Annotated in this window: 16 protein-coding genes; 12 read left to right on the top strand and 4 right to left on the bottom strand. The window is 59.3% G+C overall.

The window, feature by feature from the left end; all coding sequences use genetic code 11:
• Positions 1-20 precede the first annotated feature (20 nt).
• The 7 genes from IMW75_RS02885 (at position 21) to IMW75_RS02855 (ending at position 7,205) form a co-directional block, all read left to right on the top strand.
• Complete coding sequence (locus IMW75_RS02885) at positions 21-311, top strand: c-type cytochrome (protein WP_045059117.1); 291 nt, start codon at positions 21-23, stop codon at positions 309-311.
• Positions 312-357: 46 nt separating this feature from the next.
• Positions 358-969, top strand: a complete 612-nt coding sequence (locus IMW75_RS02880) for a c-type cytochrome (protein WP_045059118.1) — start codon at positions 358-360, stop codon at positions 967-969.
• A gap of 200 nt (positions 970-1,169) precedes the next feature.
• Positions 1,170-1,811: a thiol:disulfide interchange protein DsbA/DsbL gene (locus IMW75_RS02875; RefSeq protein WP_045059119.1), complete on the top strand. Its 642-nt coding sequence runs from the start codon at positions 1,170-1,172 to the stop codon at positions 1,809-1,811.
• A 14-nt stretch (positions 1,812-1,825) separates the two neighbouring features.
• Positions 1,826-2,689 carry an endonuclease/exonuclease/phosphatase family protein gene (locus IMW75_RS02870; protein ID WP_045059120.1) on the top strand — a complete coding sequence of 288 codons (864 nt, stop codon included), beginning with the start codon at positions 1,826-1,828 and terminating at the stop codon, positions 2,687-2,689.
• 12 nt (positions 2,690-2,701) lie between these two features.
• Positions 2,702-4,633 (top strand): GGDEF domain-containing protein, encoded by a 1,932-nt coding sequence (locus tag IMW75_RS02865; RefSeq protein WP_205891825.1) that lies wholly within the window; start codon positions 2,702-2,704, stop codon positions 4,631-4,633.
• A gap of 102 nt (positions 4,634-4,735) precedes the next feature.
• The gene (locus IMW75_RS02860) at positions 4,736-5,515 is read left to right on the top strand and encodes an N-acetylmuramoyl-L-alanine amidase (RefSeq protein WP_045059122.1); all 780 of its coding nucleotides are present in this window, start codon (positions 4,736-4,738) and stop codon (positions 5,513-5,515) included.
• Positions 5,516-5,591: 76 nt separating this feature from the next.
• Entirely contained in the window at positions 5,592-7,205 is a 1,614-nt protein-coding gene (locus IMW75_RS02855) for an EAL domain-containing protein (RefSeq protein WP_045059123.1), read from the top strand.
• A gap of 7 nt (positions 7,206-7,212) precedes the next feature.
• Here IMW75_RS02855 and IMW75_RS02850 read toward each other — a convergent pair whose 3' ends face one another.
• Positions 7,213-9,003 (bottom strand): KinB sensor domain-containing domain, encoded by a 1,791-nt coding sequence (locus IMW75_RS02850; RefSeq protein WP_205891824.1) that lies wholly within the window; start codon positions 9,001-9,003, stop codon positions 7,213-7,215.
• Positions 9,004-9,013: 10 nt separating this feature from the next.
• Positions 9,014-10,360, bottom strand: a complete 1,347-nt coding sequence (gene algB, locus IMW75_RS02845; protein ID WP_045059125.1) for a sigma-54-dependent response regulator transcription factor AlgB — start codon at positions 10,358-10,360, stop codon at positions 9,014-9,016.
• Between the two features lie 433 nt (positions 10,361-10,793).
• Here algB and IMW75_RS02840 point away from each other — a divergent pair, with 433 nt between their 5' ends.
• From IMW75_RS02840 to IMW75_RS02820, 5 genes are all read left to right on the top strand, one after another.
• On the top strand, positions 10,794-11,081 hold the full coding sequence (locus tag IMW75_RS02840) for a hypothetical protein (protein WP_122840885.1): 288 nt from the start codon (positions 10,794-10,796) through the stop codon (positions 11,079-11,081).
• Positions 11,082-11,163: 82 nt separating this feature from the next.
• Positions 11,164-11,328: a DUF1328 domain-containing protein gene (locus IMW75_RS02835; protein WP_003177151.1), complete on the top strand. Its 165-nt coding sequence runs from the start codon at positions 11,164-11,166 to the stop codon at positions 11,326-11,328.
• Positions 11,329-11,330: 2 nt separating this feature from the next.
• Entirely contained in the window at positions 11,331-11,795 is a 465-nt protein-coding gene (locus IMW75_RS02830; RefSeq protein ID WP_045059127.1) for an inhibitor of vertebrate lysozyme family protein, read from the top strand.
• Between the two features lie 713 nt (positions 11,796-12,508).
• A complete protein-coding gene (gene gltP / locus IMW75_RS02825) occupies positions 12,509-13,840 on the top strand; it encodes a glutamate/aspartate:proton symporter GltP (protein WP_205891823.1) in 1,332 nt (443 codons plus the stop codon).
• A gap of 269 nt (positions 13,841-14,109) precedes the next feature.
• Positions 14,110-15,339: a nucleoside recognition domain-containing protein gene (locus tag IMW75_RS02820; protein WP_045059129.1), complete on the top strand. Its 1,230-nt coding sequence runs from the start codon at positions 14,110-14,112 to the stop codon at positions 15,337-15,339.
• Positions 15,340-15,467: 128 nt separating this feature from the next.
• Here the strand turns inward: IMW75_RS02820 and IMW75_RS02815 are convergent, their stop codons facing one another.
• Together IMW75_RS02815 and IMW75_RS02810 are read right to left on the bottom strand one after the other, a co-directional pair.
• The gene (locus IMW75_RS02815) at positions 15,468-16,094 is read right to left on the bottom strand and encodes an ABC-type transport auxiliary lipoprotein family protein (RefSeq protein ID WP_205891822.1); all 627 of its coding nucleotides are present in this window, start codon (positions 16,092-16,094) and stop codon (positions 15,468-15,470) included.
• Positions 16,091-17,029 carry an MlaD family protein gene (locus tag IMW75_RS02810; RefSeq protein ID WP_205891821.1) on the bottom strand — a complete coding sequence of 313 codons (939 nt, stop codon included), beginning with the start codon at positions 17,027-17,029 and terminating at the stop codon, positions 16,091-16,093. The genes IMW75_RS02815 and IMW75_RS02810 overlap by 4 nt, the downstream gene beginning before the upstream one ends.
• Position 17,030: the final 1 nt, after the last annotated feature.

Genomic DNA, 17,030 nt, shown 5'->3' with positions numbered 1-17,030 from the left:
AACCCTGAAAAGGTCGTTTTATGACGAAATGGCTGCTAGCTGCCGGTATCTTGATGCCGCTTTACAGCGCTCAGGCTACACAGGATCCGGAAGCTGTGTACAACCGTGTTTGTGGTGCCTGTCATTCCGGCCAACTACCCATGGCGCCCAGAAAGGGCGATCAGGCAGCTTGGACGCCGAGGTTGGCGAAAGGTATGGAGACGCTGGTGCAACACGTGACCCAGGGTTTCAAGGCGATGCCGCCGCGTGGTTTGTGCATGGACTGCAGTGCCGAGGATTACCAAGCCATCATCCAGTGGATGAGCGAGTGATCCCGGTCCATAACTCTTTAACCCTTAGCCGTAGTTGGATTAGCTGATGAACAAATTGATCGTGAGTCTGCTGTTGACCGTGGGGATCTCCGGCATTGCCCATGCTGCAGGTGATGCGACTGCTGGTCAGGCGAAAGCCGCAGTATGTGGCGCCTGTCATGGCCCGGATGGCAACAGCATGGCGCCTAACTTTCCGAAACTGGCAGGCCAGGGCGAACGTTATCTGAACAAGCAGTTGCACGACATCAAGTCCGGCAAGCGTGTCGTACTGGAAATGACCGGCCTGCTGACCAACCTGAGCGATCAGGACCTGGCTGATATTTCCGCCTACTTTGCCAGCCAGAAAGGCAGCGTTGGCGCCGCCGACCCGAAAGTGGTGTCTCGCGGTGAAGCCTTGTTCCGCGGTGGAGACCTGGCCAAGGGCCTGCCGGCCTGCACCGGTTGCCACTCGCCTAACGGCGCCGGCAACGCTGCTGCCGGCTTCCCGCACCTGGGTGGCCAGCACGCTCAATACATTGCCAAGCAACTGACCGACTTCCGCAAGGAAGAAGGCGGCCGCACCAACGACGGCGACACCAAGACCATGCAGACCATTGCCAAACGCCTGAGCGATGAAGATATCGCCGCGGTGTCGAGCTACATTCAGGGCCTGCACTAAGGCCGGCTGATGGAGCATCACGGGGGACGGACATCTCCTGCAATGTTAACGCTCCATTAATCCGTCGCAGCAAGTATAAAAAGGGTGGCTCTGGCCGCCCTTTTTTGTGGCCGCTGCCGTTACACTACAGAACTCAAGCCCGCCATGACCTGTCTCAATACAGGTCGCGCGAGGCGACCAAAATTGTCCAGGAGTAAAGCATGCGTAATCTGATCATCAGCGCCGCTCTCGTCGCTGCCAGCCTGTTCGGCATGACTGCACAGGCAGCCGAAGCACCTGCCGCCCCCTATGTCGAACTGAGCAACCCGGTTCAGGTCGCCGTGCCCGGCAAGATCGAGGTGGTAGAGCTGTTCTGGTATGGCTGCCCGCATTGCTACAAATTCGAGCCAGTGATCAACCCTTGGGTTGAAAAATTGCCATCCGATGTGAACTTCAAGCGCATCCCGGCGATGTTCGGCGGCCCTTGGGACGCCCACGGCCAAATGTTCCTGACCCTGGAATCGATGGGTGTCGAGCATAAGGTTCATGCCGCCGTGTTCAAGGCGATTCAGGAAGAACACAAGAAACTGGTAACTCCGGAAGAAATGGCCGAGTTCCTGGCAACACAAGGTGTCGACAAGGATAAATTCCTCGCTACTTTCAACTCCTTCGCCATCAAGGGCCAGGTCACTCAGGCTCGCGAACTCGCCAAGAAGTACGAGATTACTGGCGTGCCAACCATGGTCGTCAATGGCAAGTACCGTTTTGACATCGGCTCTGCCGGCGGCGCCGAACAAGCACTGCAACTGGCCGATAAGCTGGTCGAACAAGAGCGAGCGGCTAACAAGGCTGCTGCCAACTAAGCGCGGGGCCTGCCATGCGCCGCTGGGGAACTGAACGAGTGGTTGGCCTGCATGATCCGCGGGTCAACGAACATCACCTGGAATCGACCGGGTTGCCCGCTGACAGCCGTCTGCGGCTACTCAGTTTTAATATCCAGGTGGGCATCAGTACCGAGCGTTATCGGCACTACCTGACCCGGGGGTGGCAGCATTTGCTGCCCCACACCGGGCGCGCCACCAATCTGCAAAAGATCGGCGACCTGCTGGGTGACTTCGATCTGGTCGCCTTGCAGGAAGCCGATGGTGGCAGCATCCGGTCGGGCTACGTCAACCAGGTCGAACACCTGGCCCAGCTCGGGGCCTTCCCCTACTGGTACCAACAGCTCAATCGCAATCTCGGTCGCCTCGGCCAGCACAGTAACGGCGTGCTCAGCCGCCTGCGCCCCTGGGCGATTGAAGATCATCCGCTGCCGGGGCCCAAGGGTCGCGGGGCAATTCTGGTGCGTTTCGGCGAAGGCCCGGAGGCCCTCGTCGTGGTGATGATGCACCTGGCGCTCGGGGCGCGGACGCGTAGCCTGCAACTGGCCTACATCCGCGAACTGATTGGCGGGTACAAGCACCAGGTGTTGATGGGCGACATGAACACCCACGCCAGCGACCTGCTGCAGAATTCGCCGCTGCGCGATCTCGGCCTGCTCGCCCCGCAGCTGGAAGCGACCTTCCCCAGCTGGCGTCCACAACGCTGCCTGGACCATATTTTGCTGAGCCCGACCCTGACCCTTGAAAAGGTCGAGGTCCTGGCACAACCCATTTCCGATCACCTGCCGGTCGCGGTAGAGATTCGTCTGCCGGGTTCGCTCACGGCTGATGCATTCCCCGCATTGAGTCCTGCCCCCTAGCGGATCCCATGAATGAGCGACGAAGCCCAGCGCTGGAAAGAGAAATACCTTCAGAGCATCGAACATCAGGAAAAACTCGAACGGCGCTGGGAGGCCCGGCTCGATTTGCTGCGCCGTGGACTGGTGCGCAGCACGCTGGCGGCCGAGGGCACTGATCGGACGGTCGATGAATGCATGAAGGAAATGCGCGATGTGGTGCGTACCGATGACATGGACGCCGGCCTCGCCGCATTGTTGCCGCGCCTGGAAAAAGCGGTGCTCGATTCCGAGCAACGCCGCGAGACCCGGGTCAATCAAACCAGCGCCGCACTGACGGCACTGGTCGCCCAGTTGCAAACACTGCCGCTGCCGCGAGAAGTGAGTCGCCCCCTCAAGCAGTTTGCCAAGCAACTGGATGCACGGGTTGGCCAGGCTCGGGAGATGCCGCTGCTGCTTAGCGAGTTGAGCGGGCTGCAGGGTAAAGCGCTAAGTCGGCTTGAAAGCCCAGAGGAATCGGGACGACCAAGCCTGTTGCAACGCCTTTTTGGCAACCGTGAAGCGGAGGACACCGCTCCCGCGCAGGTGCCAGCAGCGATGGCGCCAGTACGCGCACCGGTGATTGAGGCGCCCGCTGCCGAGCCCCCCCCGCAACCACCTGCAGCTACTGAACAGCAACCCCCGCTGGCTACAGTGCCAGTGCCAGTGCCAGCGGCGCCGCCGCAAGAGCCTGGGCAACCTGAGCAACCGGAGCAACCGGAGCAACCCGCAGTTGCCACCGAAGCGTCTGCGCCGACCAGCGCTGAAACGCCCACCGTCGAAGACGTGCCCACGCCTCCAGACACGCTCGACACTCCGGTCGCCGAGGCGCAACCTCCCGAGCAAGACACGCTCTACGCGCTTCCGGACTCGCCAGAGCCCACCTACAGCTCGGTGGCCAGGCACATTGAAGACACGTTACTGGGCCTGCTTGACGACCTGACACTGCCCGAACGTCATCGTCCGCAAGCCGAGGCCATGCGCCTGCGCCTGCAAAATGGTCTGAACTGGTATGAGCTGATCCCGATCCTCGACGACCTGGCCACCTTGATGCTGGCGATCACCGGTAGCGGCCAGCATGAATTCGAAACCTACCTGCAGCAGCTCAACGAACGCATGGAGGCTTTCCAGAGCAACCTGAGGGCGGCCAGCGACGGGCATGCCGACAACCGGTCTGCTGCGCGCGAGATGGACTCGCAAATCCGCGAACAGGTCGATGGCTTGCAGAGCAGCATGCAGGACGCCGCAGACCTGGACGGGCTCAAGCATGCCCTGGAGAACCATCTGGAGGGCCTGCTGGGCACCCTGGACCATTTCCAGAAACAGCGTGACGAGCGTGAACAGGAAGTGGCGAGTCGCCTGCAAGGCCTGGCTGATCGGGTGGCCCACATGGAACACGAAGCCCTGGGCTTTCGCGAACACCTTGAAGAACAGCGCCAGAAAGCCCTGATCGATCCGCTGACCGGCCTGCCCAACCGCGCTGCCTGGAACGAGCGCCTGGATGAGGAAATCAGCCAATGGCGCCAACAGGGAAACAGCCTGTTGTTGGCCATGCTCGACCTCGACCATTTCAAGCGGATCAACGACAACTACGGCCACCTGGCGGGCGACAAGGTCCTGAAGATCATTGCCACCGTCCTGCGCAAGCGCTTGCGCGGCTCGGACTTCATTGCCCGATTTGGCGGCGAAGAATTTGTCCTGCTGATGCCCGCGACCTTACCGGCGACAGGTGCCAGTCTTCTCGAAAAATTGCGCGCAGCCATCGAAGGCTGCCCTTTTCACTTCAAAGGTGAACCGGTAACGGTGACCCTCTCGATGGGCATGACCGCCTTCCGGCCTGGCGAGCACAGTGACGCGGCATTAAAAAGAGCCGACCAGGCGCTCTATCGGGCCAAACATGCGGGGCGCAACCGCATCGAATTGGGGTAAGGCCAATTGTTCCTTTTTGTTTAAATCAGCGCTTTGGCCTTCGACCCGCCCGGCATTACGTTACACTGTTGCATTATCATCCTACGTGTATCGTCACTCGCCATGAAATATTTCGCCCTTCTTGTGTCGCTCGTCCTGCTGGCAGGTTGCGCCAGTGGCCCGCGCATCGACACCAGTCATCCCTCAGCCAACCACGACAGCCGCATCCAGTTCGTGGTCGTGCACTACACCTCGGCGTCGCTTGAGCGCTCGCTGCAACTGCTGACCCACGGCGAAGTCAGCAGTCATTACCTGATCGGCGATGACAACAAGGCGACCATCTACAAGTTGATGGATGAAGGCCTGCGCGCCTGGCACGCCGGCGAGAGCGAATGGCAAACCCGTACCTGGCTGAACTCCAGCTCAATCGGCATTGAAATCGTCAATCCGGGCTTCAAGGACACGCCGACCGGCCGCCTGTGGTATCCCTACAGCGACGCCCAGATCCAGTCCCTGGTCTTCCTGCTCAAGGACATCAGCAAGCGCTACGGTATCAATCCTCACAACATCATCGGGCACAGTGACATTGCTCCGGGACGCAAACTCGACCCGGGCCCGCTGTTCCCGTGGAAGCGCCTGGCGGAGCAAGGGTTGGGCGTGTGGCCGAACGAACAAGCCGTGGCACGCCAGCAAGCGCAGTTCAATGTGCAGCTGCCGAGTATCAGCTGGTTCCAGGGGCAACTGGCGCGCCTAGGTTATGCCACACCGCAAACCGGTGAACTGGATGTTTCCACTCGTCACGTGTTGTCGGCGTTCCAGATGCATTTCCGGCCCACCCGGTTCGACGGCACGCCGGATGCGCAGACTGCGGCACTGCTACAAGTCTTGAATCAGACAAAATAATGACGCCCGCCCGACGGTCGGGCGTTTTACTCAACCAGCAGCTATAACTCATTGGTAATTCTTCGGATGTTACTGGATGCGACCTGGCCGAGAGACACTACGTAGCTGGTTCTATCGCCCATGGTTTTTGGCGACGCTGGCGGCTGTCTTCAGTGCAACGTTATTGCTGACAGGCAGTTTATTCGTCGCCGTCCACCACATTGATAAAAACGAAAGCGAAGAGATGAATGCCCAGGGCGAACGCTTTCTTGCACGCCTGGAGCAGTTGTTCGGCCAATTGCGAGAAAGCCTCGACGACCTTGAAGCCCAGCCTTTGCGCACCTGCGACGATGAAATGATCGCCACCTTGCAGCAGGTGACATTCAACTATCGCTTCGTTTACGAAGCCGCCTACATGGACTCCTCGCGCATCTGCTCCAACCGGCCTCGCCAGGAAGGCCTGTCGTTGAGCCGCGCCCCGGACATCAAGGGGCCCACCTACAGCTACTGGCTGAACACCACCACCGAACCGGACGAAAATCGCGCGGCGCTGATGCTGGGGCGCGGCAATTTTCGGGTCGCCACTTCGCGTGGGCATTTGACCGACATGGTCGACCTGACGCCAGGTAGCAGCCTGCTCGTGGTGCTCGACCATGGCAAACGCGCCATACCCGTCCTCGGTGCTGAGCAGGCCTGGCCGCCGCTGGAAGTCTGGTCGCCAAAAAGCCGCGATGCCTTGCAGATTACCCAAACACACCTGATCTACCGCATGCCCACCAATAACCCCGCCTATCAGTTGGTGCTGATATCACCGCGCACGGGAATCCACGTGCCGCCGGTCTGGTGGTGGCTGGTCCCCGCCAGCCTGGTCTTGGGTGGTTTTGTCGGATTTCTGGTCTTCCTGCTGGTGCGGCAGCGCCAGTCGATGGATGCCGAGCTCAGCGGCGCTATCCGCCGGGGCGAACTGCAAGTGTTGTATCAACCGATTTTCGACCTCGACAGCCGCAACTGCGTCGGCGCCGAAGCCTTGCTTCGATGGCGCCGACCGGACGGCACGCTCACCAGCCCCGACCTGTTCATCCCCATGGCTGAGAATACCGGCCAGATCCGCCAAATGACTGATTTTGTCCTGCAACGATTATTGGAGCAGTTGGGCCAACTGCTGCGCGCCAACCCCCAGCTGTACATCTCGGTCAATCTCGCGGCATGCGATGTGATGGTGCCGCGCGTTGGCCAGGTCATGGCCCGCTTGCTGACCTTGCACCGGGTCGCCGCCAAGCAGATTGCCTTTGAAGTGACCGAGCGCGGATTGATCGACGTAGTCGTCGCCCGGGAAAACCTGCAAGCCTTGCGGGACGTCGGGCACCAGGTGCTGATTGACGACTTCGGCACTGGCTATTGCAGCCTCGCCTATCTGCAAACGCTGCCAGTGGACTGCCTGAAGATCGACAAGGCGTTTATCGACGCCCTGGGACATGACGCTGCCAGCAGCGGCGTGGCGCCGCACATCATCCACATGGCCCAGGCCCTGCAACTCAAGGTGATTGCCGAAGGCATCGAACATGAAGCCCAGGCCGCCTTCCTGAGCAGCGAAGGAGTGAAGTTCGGTCAGGGTTGGTTATTCGCTCGAGCATTGAGCGCAGTGCAGTTCATCGAACTGATTACCCGTGGCCGACGCCTGGCAGGCCGTCGTCTGGACGACGAGGCCTGACCTCGCTTCAGACCGCCAGGGCCATGTAAAACTGTGTGCCCTGCCCCGGTCGCGAGTAAACCCCCATTCGCCCACCGTGCAGTTGCACGATCTCCTTGCACAGCGCCAGGCCGAGGCCCGCGCCGCCTTTCTTGCGACCGACCTGCACGAAAGGCTCGAAAATCCGCCCCTGCTGGCCGTAGGCAATGCCTTCGCCGTTATCCTCTACGCTGATGATCACACGTTCGCCGTGGCGTCTTGCCTGCAGGCGAATCTGCCCGCCCGGGGAGGTGTGGCGCAGCGCATTATCAATAAGGTTATCCAGTACACGATCCAGCTGCGCCTGGTCGGCCTGCAGCCGGGGCAACGGTTCCTGCACTTCCACCACCAGATCGATATTGCTCGCCAGGGCGGTCCCGCAGAAACGCACCCGGGCCTGTTCCAGCAAATCTTCGATGGAGCACGGCGCCAACGTGAGCTTCTGCAGACCGTTCTGGTAACGAGAAAAATTCAACAGATCGTTGATCAACTGCATCAGCCGCTGCATCTCTTCGTTTACCGTATCCAGCAGATCGGCTTCACGAGAATCCTCCGGGAATTTGGCCCTTTCCCGGAACAGGCCGAACGCCATATGCATGCCGGTGACCGGTGTGCGCAACTCATGGGAAGCCCGCAGCACGAACTCGCTGCGCACCCGTTCGAATGCACGCTGTTCGGTCACGTCGTGCAGCACCATCACCGCGCCGAGGATATGCCCCTGGGTGTGGCTCACAGGCGTCAAGCTGTAGGTGAGCAACCGCGATTCGCCGTCGACCTCAATGCTCAGGTCTTCGGGAGCCCGCTCCAGGGTGCCGCCGCGCAACACCAGCTGCAGCTGCCCATCGAGCTCCGGACGTTCGAGGGCCGAACCCAACCCCTGCCCCAAGCGGTCCGAGTCCCAGCCCAGCTGCCGTTGGGCCACTGGGTTCAAATGCTCCAGGTGTCCTTCGCGGTCAATCATCAACAAGCCGTCATCGATGCTATCGAGCACCGCTTGCAGGCGCTGTTGGCCGGCGAGCAATTCGTCAACATTGGTTGCCTGATGCTCGCGCAGGGCCTCGGCCATGATGCCAAACCGCTTGGTCAGCAGATTCATCTCCGCAGCTGACGATATCGGCAGGGTGACTTCAAAATTGCCCTGGCCAATATTGTCAGCCGCCTGGGCCAGCGCCTCGATCGGAGCACCAAAACGCCGGGCAATGGCATGGGCAGTGACAAAGCCGATAATCAGCACCGCGAGGCCAACCAGCCCGATCAGACCGGCTACCAACAAGGCACGGTCTCGCGCTGAGCGTTCAGTTGCATAGATGGCATCCAGGGCGCGCTTGTGCTCGGAAAGCAGACCATTGCGCAGTTTGTTGAATTTTTCCGTGAGCTCTTCGTTTCCGCTCAACACATGGGAGGGGCTACGCGTATCCGCGTAGGCCTGCAAAAAATCCTGGTAGTCAGCCTTGGCCTGCTTGAAACCGTACTTGAAGCCGTCACTCACCCGTTCGTTGGCAATGCCTTCGTCGAGCAACTGCAGGTAGTGATCCCTGGATTTATCGAAAGCCGCGCGGTCAGGGTTCTCGCTGAGCATGACGACCAACTGGTCACCCAGGGTCTGGCGCAGCTTCAGCCCCAGATCCAGGGTGGCGAAATTGTTGCGAACCAGCGACTGCTGGGAACTGGCCATCTGCATCACGCTGACCAGCCCGAGCAACAGCCCAAGCAGCGCGACGGTGATCAGCGCGGAAATGCTCAGAAAGAGCCGGGTGCGCAACTTCATCGCCAGTTTCATCGGGGATGACTCACAGGTTGTACTGCTTGCGTTTGCGATACAACGTCGAGGCGTCGATACCCAAGGTCTTGGCAGCCTGGTCCAGCGTGTCGGCAGTGGCCAGGACCGCGCCGATGTGAGCCTTTTCCAGCTCGTCCAGACTCAGTGCCGCGCCAATACGCGGCGCGTTGTTCACCGGCGTTTCCGCCATGCCCAGGTGGCTGATCTCGACTCGTTCCTGCGGACAAATGATGCTCGCACGCTCCACTACGTTACGCAGTTCGCGGATGTTGCCCGGCCAGCGATACCCGAGTAACGCCTCGCGGGCCTCCTCGCTGAAACCCCGCGCCGGTCGCGCATACTCCTTGACGAAGCGGGCCAGGAAGCGATCAGCCAGATTCAGGATATCTTCACGCCGCTCGCGCAAAGGCGGCAGATGCAACGTGATGACGTTCAACCGATAAAGCAGGTCTTCGCGAAAACGCCCATCGCGCACCATGTCTTCGAGGTTGAGGTTGGTCGCCGCCAGAATCCGCACATCGGCACGGCGAGTGACAGGGTCGCCGACTCGCTCATATTCCTTGTCCTGAATAAAACGCAGCAACTTTGGTTGTAACGTGAGGGGAAAATCGCCGATCTCATCAAGAAACAAAGTTCCGCCATCCGCCTGGTTGACTCGACCCAAGGTACTTTCGCTGGCGCCGGTAAAAGCACCCCGACTGTGACCGAACAGTTCGCTCTCCATCAACTCGGCGGTCAGCGAAGGACAGTTAATAGTGACGCAAGATTTTTTCGCGCGCTTGCTCCAGCCGTGAATGGCATGGGACAACTCGCCCTTACCCGTCCCTGACTCGCCGAGAATAAGGATGTTGGCGTCGGTACCGGCGACTTGGCGGGCAGTTTCCAGCACCACTTTCATGGCCGGGCTATGGGAGTCCAGGCCGTCCTTGGGCTTGCGCACTTCACCTTCCAGCGCTTCAAGACGCGCCGACAGTTGCCGCACTTCCAATTGCTTGGCCGTGGCCAGACGCAACTGGTCGGGGCTGCACGGCTTGACCAGATAATCGGCAGCACCGGCCTGGATGGCATCTACAGCCGTATCCACAGCCGAATGAGCGGTGACTATGACGACACGCATCCATGGCGCCTGAATGCGCATCTGTGCGAGTACGTCGAGGCCGTTGTCTTCTCCCAGGCGCAAATCCAGAAAGCACAGGTCAAACACCTGGCGTTGCAACAAGGCATCTGCCTGGGCAGCGCTGTTGGCAGTGGCGACACTGTAGCCTTCGTCTTCAAGGCAATAACGGAAAGTTCGCAGGATGGCGGATTCGTCGTCCACCAGCAGAATGCGGCCTTGATGCTCAGTGGCTGACTCCATTTTCCTACGCTCCATAAAGAATGATCTTAGGTTAGTCCCGGAAAAATCGGGCAAGTTGCATGGTCAATTCTGTGCCTTTTCATCAAGGGAAGGGTAGCTATCTACCGCCTCGTCAGACAAAGGCTTGATTTAACAGGATTTTTTGTGAAATACGGTGTTTAGGGCAATTGCCCACGTCCATTTCTGACATCCGCGCCCTCCTCTCAATTCAAAAAGAATGAAAGTTCCTACGGCATTATCGTGCATTACGCACGACCGTAGAGAGCCCATCGTGCAGGATGCGTTCAATGTGATTTTCAACAATCTTTTAAGTCATTGTTTTTAAACACTTTTTTCTTATTAAAAAGCTGGCATGCAGGCTGCAATACTCTGGGTAATCAGGGCAAAAGATCGCCCACAACAAGATCACCACCGAAGTGGGAGGAGTTTCCGGATGAATCGCCAACGTGCCGCCCAATTGCGCATCTCGCCCCTGCACATCCAGCAAGGTCTGTTCGCTGTACTTGCGCTTTTGATCACATTGATTGGCGGCCAGCAATTCCAGCGTTGGGAGCAGAGCCAGCAGCAGGAAGCGCCGCAGCTGTCATTCAAATATCCGACTCAAACCCACTTCAGTGCCGCCAGCAGTCAAGCGGCAGATAGCACCCCCCTGCGGATGATGGACGTCGACCAGGCACAGCCTGCGAATGAGATGCCTCGTCAGGAGCGCTGGGTGTTCTGATCACCAGACTTGGCGCGCTGCTTGCGCCGGGAAAAGCACCACAAAGCATCACCTCTAAAATAGAAGCGTAAGGAGAATCACCATGTTGAGCTGGGCAATCACATTCTTGATCATTGCCATCATTGCCGCCGTACTGGGTTTCGGTGGTATCGCGGGCACCGCCACGGGTATCGCCAAGATTCTCTTTGTCGTGTTCCTGGTGATGTTCATTGCGTCGTTCTTCTTTGGCCGTCGTGGTCGAGGCTGAACATGAACGTCTCGTTGAAGACACTGGCAGCCGCCCTGCTACTGGGCGGCAGTGCCATGGCGATGGCGGCCAATGATGGCCAGACGCGGGTCAACGAGCTGTTGAATTCCGATCCGCAGTATCGCGAAACCTGGCAAGGCGTGGTGAAGAAGGAAGAACGCCTGCCGGAATGGGTGATGAACCTGTCCGGAGACGCCGAGCAAATGAATGCAGTGGAAGAGGATGGCGACAAGTACCTTGTAGGACCGCTATGCGAATCGCAGGCGACCTGTCTGAACAAGCGTCTGATCGTTGCTGTCAGCTTCGACAAGGATGACGCCTACGGGATGCTGGTTGAAGTGCCAGCCGGGCTGCCGGCTGACAAGTCGCCGACCCGACATGCTACTTACCGGTTCCTCGGCAAGCCCGATGAGGGCATGCAGAACCTGTTGATGGAACAACTGAAAAAAGATCCAAAGTGGTACTGAGTTTGAAATAGAAAGAGGCCGCCAGGCGTCTTTCCGATGCACTGCCCGATGACGGCAGGCGCATGACCAGGGGGCCGGGACGCTCTGCCTGTTTCAGGGGCGCAGTGACCTACGGGTACAGGGAGTACCTGCGCAAGGGCCGGGTCAGGAAAAAAGCTGCGACGCAGGTTCGCGATATTCAATGTCGACGAACCTGCGAAGAGCTTATGCAATCGAGGCATTCGGTTAGCACTCAATCCTCGTTTGCACCTTCCTCTCTACAATTCGAATCAATTTCACCGGAAAAATACATTTCCCGGTGTTTCCTGGCGACCGTACATCGAGAAAAATAACCTGATTTTTCAAGGCTATTTGACTTTCTGATCAGCGAATTTTGCGCCAAAAATCCCTTTCTACGATTGATCAAAAAACACTCAATACCCGCTGTAATGGCCGGTTCACGGCACTTTTGCCTGCCGAAATGTCGTATTCGAACCGGTTGGGACGCCAGTTTCGATTAAAAAAGCTCATGCCGATTCGGCATAGGGTAGGCGTTTACGGCATTAGACGTCGCTGCCTTGCATCGGAATAGTTGCGCCTTTTTTCGCCTGCCAGAGAGCTACCAACAAGCGCTCCGGGGCACCTTATACGGAGGCCGATGCACAAGACTTTTTCGCCATGAGCGTTCCTGTTCCGCGCATCTGCCTGAGTCAAACGCAAGTAAGGGTAAAGATATGAAGAAGGCAAAGCTTAGCCTCGCCTGGCAGATCCTCATCGGTCTGGTATTGGGGATTGCAATCGGTGCGCTGCTCAACCATTTCGGTGCCGAAAAAGCCTGGTGGATCAGTAACGTTCTGCAACCGGCAGGCGATATCTTTATCCGTCTGATCAAGATGATCGTGATTCCGATCGTAATCTCTTCGTTGATCGTCGGCATTGCAGGCGTCGGTGACGCGAAAAAGCTCGGCAGCATCGGCCTCAAGACCATCCTCTACTTCGAAGTGGTCACCACGATCGCCATCGTCGTCGGGCTGGTACTGGCCAACCTGTTCCACCCGGGCTCCGGCATCGACATGAGCACCCTGGGCACTGTGGATATCTCCAAGTACCAGGCCACAGCTGCCGAGGTCCAGCATGAACACGCGTTCATCGAGACCATTCTCAACCTGATCCCGTCGAATATCTTCGCGGCCATTGCTCGCGGCGAGATGCTTCCGATCATTTTCTTCTCGGTATTGTTCGGCCTCGGTCTGTCGAGCCTGAAACCGGAATTGCGCGATCCGCTGGTCACCCTGTTCCAGGGCGTGTCGGAAAGCATGTTCAAGGTCACCCACATGATCATGAACTATGCCCCGATCGGCGTGTTCGCACTGATCGCGGTGACCGTGGCCAACTTCGGCTTCGCGTCCCTGCTGCCACTGGCCAAACTGGTGCTGCTGGTTTACTTCGCTATTGCCTTCTTCGCCTTCATGGTGCTGGGCCTGATTGCTCGCCTGTTCGGCTTCTCGGTGATCAAGCTGATGCGCATCTTCAAGGATGAGCTGGTACTGGCCTACTCCACCGCCAGCTCCGAAACCGTGCTGCCGCGGGTTATCGAGAAAATGGAAGCGTACGGCGCGCCGAAAGCCATCTGCAGCTTTGTGGTACCGACCGGCTACTCCTTCAACCTCGACGGCTCGACGCTGTATCAGAGCATCGCGGCAATCTTCATTGCCCAGCTGTACGGCATTGACCTGTCGATCAGCCAGCAACTGCTGCTGGTGTTGACCCTGATGGTAACCTCCAAAGGCATCGCCGGCGTGCCGGGCGTGTCCTTCGTGGTGCTGCTGGCGACCCTGGGCAGCGTGGGTATTCCATTGGAAGGCCTGGCTTTCATCGCCGGTGTCGACCGCATCATGGACATGGCCCGTACCGCACTGAACGTGATCGGCAACGCTTTGGCGGTCCTGGTCATCTCCCGCTGGGAAGGCATGTACGACGATGCCAAGGGCCAACGCTACTGGAACTCGTTGCCGCACTGGCGCAGCAAGGAAAAACTGCCGGCAGGTGAAGTTTCCAAAAACTGACGCACGCTGGTCTGCCCCCAAAATGTTGAACATTCATCATGACTTTTGGGGGGCAGATCACTCTGTAGGAGCTGCCGAAGGCTGCGATCTTTTGATTTTTTTTAAAAGCCAGATCAAAAGATCGCAGCCTTCGGCAGCTCCTACAGTAGGTTGAGGCCATCCATGTAAATGGGCCGCCAGCAGTTCCAGACAACCCCCGGAGAAATCCGGGGTTTGTCGTTTCTGGCTACCCCGCTATCATTCGCCGCATTCTTTGGGGGATTTGACTGATGCTTAATGGCCTGTGGCTTGGCTTCTTCATCGTGGCCGCCGTATCAGCGCTGGCGCAGTGGTTGATTGGCGGCAACGCCGGGATCTTTGCCGCGATGGTGGAGAGCATTTTCGCCATGGCCAAGTTGTCGGTCGAGGTCATGGTCCTGTTGTTTGGCACCCTCACCCTTTGGCTGGGCTTTCTGCGGATCGCCGAAAAAGCCGGCATCGTCGACTGGTTGGCAAAAGCGTTGGGGCCGCTGTTCCTGCGGCTGATGCCGGAAGTCCCGGCGGGTCACCCGGCGATCGGCCTGATCACCCTCAACTTCGCCGCCAACGGCCTGGGCCTGGACAACGCTGCCACACCAATCGGCTTGAAAGCCATGAAGGCACTGCAGGAGCTCAACCCCAGCCCGACCATTGCCAGCAACGCGCAAATCCTCTTCCTGGTGCTCAATGCCTCTTCGCTGACGCTGCTGCCGGTGACGATCTTCATGTACCGGGCGCAGCAAGGTGCGCCGGATCCAACCCTGGTGTTCCTGCCGATCCTGCTGGCCACCAGCTGTTCGACTCTGGTTGGGTTGCTATCCGTGGCATTCATGCAACGCCTGCGTCTGTGGGATCCGGTGGTGCTTGCCTACATGATCCCCGGTGCCCTGGCACTCGGCGGCTTCATGGCACTGCTGGCGACGCTGTCAGCCACCGCATTGGCCGGCCTGTCTTCCATTCTCGGCAACCTGACGCTGTTTGGCCTGATCATGCTGTTCCTGGTGATTGGCGCGCTACGCAAAGTTAAGGTCTATGAAGCGTTCGTCGAAGGTGCGAAGGAAGGCTTCGATGTAGCGAAGAATCTGTTGCCGTACCTGGTGGCGATGCTCTGCGCGGTCGGCGTGTTGCGGGCCTCGGGCGCGCTGGATTTTGGCCTGGATGGCATTCGGCACCTTGTGGAGTGGGCGGGTTGGGACACGCGGTTCGTTGACGCGCTACCGACCGCGATGGTCAAGCCCTTCTCCGGCAGCGCCGCCCGCGCCATGTTGATCGAGACCATGAAAACGTCTGGGGTCGACAGCTTCCCGGCGTTGGTGGCGGCGACGATACAGGGCAGCACTGAAACCACGTTTTATGTGTTGGCGGTGTACTTCGGCGCGGTAGGAATTCAGCGTGCGCGGCATGCTGTTGGCTGCGCTTTATTGGCGGAGTTCGCCGGAGTAGCCTGCGCAATCGGCGTTTGCTACTGGTTCTTCGGCTAACAAGGGCCCCTTGTAGGAGCGAGCTCGCTCGCGATGGTCGTGAACGATAACGCTGGCAACCTGACCCCCAGCGGCCCCCTCAAGCGCTTCGCGATCTAGCTCGCGCCTGGAGAGGGAATGTGCCGGATTTATGGGCGCGGCAGCGGGGCTGCTTTTTGGCCTTGCGCCACCGCCCAATCCACCACCTGCGCCGTCAGCTGGTCGCTCGCCAGGCCAAACCCGGCCACCACGGCCGGCACCTGCACGTCGGTCAGCGGCTGGCGCACTTCAAAGCGACGACTGGCGAGAATCCGCTGGTCATACCCGCGCACCAACAACGCATCCAGACGCACCACCACGGTAGCTGCCGTACCCTGATACTCGGTCTGGAACGCCTGCAAATTGCCACCGAGCTCCAGGTCCGCCTGGAAGTTGCTGTCGTCAGTGCTTAGCAGCGTTACCCGGCCGTCACGCTGAAAGCCATCCAGCAGGCGATTGCGCAGCAACACGGGAGCAGGGTCACTCCAGCGCGAGGCTTTGTAACTGCTGATCAGGTCGCCCTGGGGAATGACGGCGATGTTCGGGCTGTTCAGTGCCTGACTTGCTTGGGGTTTGGCCAGACGCAACGACCACGGCTGAACGGCGTCGTGCCTGACCGGAGCAGCGCCTTGAGTCGATGGCAGTCGGTACACATCCGACGGATCCGCCTTGGGCAGGATCGAGCAGGCACTGATCAGCGCAAAACCGGTGAAGAGCAGGGCGCGGGTCAGCTTCATGGGGTGAATTCCTTGTTCTTGTCGTTGCCCAGCAGATATCCGCTGGGATTGGCTTCCAGGCGCTGGGAGATGGCGCGCAGCGAGGTCAGCGTATCGCGCAGTTCTCGCACAGCGGGTGCGAGCCCGTTAAGACCCTGCATGCCATTGTTGAGCGAGTCCTGGTTGCTGGACAGCAGCTTATTGATGGTGGCGCTGCTTTGTTCCAGCGACTTCATGGCCTGCTCGGCGCTGCCGAACATCTGCTTGCCCTGATCATTGAGCAGGCCGTTGGCATTGCGCATCAGCGCAGAGGTCTGTTCCAGCATCGCGCCCGCCTGCTTGCCCACCGATGCCAGTTGTTGCATGGCCTGGCGGATATCGCCGCGCTGGTCTGCGATGGTGCCAGTCGTCTGCTCCAGGTGCTCCAGAGTCTTGCTGATGCGCTCGACGTTTTCCGTGGAGAACATCAGGTTGGCGTTGTGCATCAGCGTGTTGACGCCCGCCATCAGGTCGTTGCTGTCGTTCAGCAGGCGAGCGATGGGCGACGGCGCCGCTACGATCACCGGCAGTTTGCCGTCCTTGCCCTTGAGCGTCGGGCTCTGGGGCGTGCCGCCGCTCAGCTGGATGATCGACGTGCCGGTGATCCCGGTCAGCGCCAGTTTGGCCTGGGTGTCTTCCTTGATCGGCGTCTCGCCGCCCAGGCGAATCCGCGCCAATACCCGACGCGGATCGTTCGGGTCCAGGCGCAGGGTCACCACGTCGCCGACCTTGATCCCGCTGTATTGCACGGCGCTGCCTTTGGACAGGCCGCTGACCGCCTCGTTGAACACGATTTCGTAGTCCTTGAACTCGGTATCCACACTGGACTTGGCCAGCCAGAGCCCGAAGAGCAGGGCGGCTGCCACCACAATTACCGTGAACAGGCCGATCAGTACGTGATGGGCTCGGGTTTCCATG

The organism is Pseudomonas gregormendelii (assembly GCF_017114825.1).
Classification (GTDB): Bacteria; Pseudomonadota; Gammaproteobacteria; order Pseudomonadales; family Pseudomonadaceae; genus Aquipseudomonas; species Aquipseudomonas gregormendelii.
Note: the sequence above shows the minus strand (reverse complement) of the source record. Positions and strands in the feature narration are given on the sequence as shown.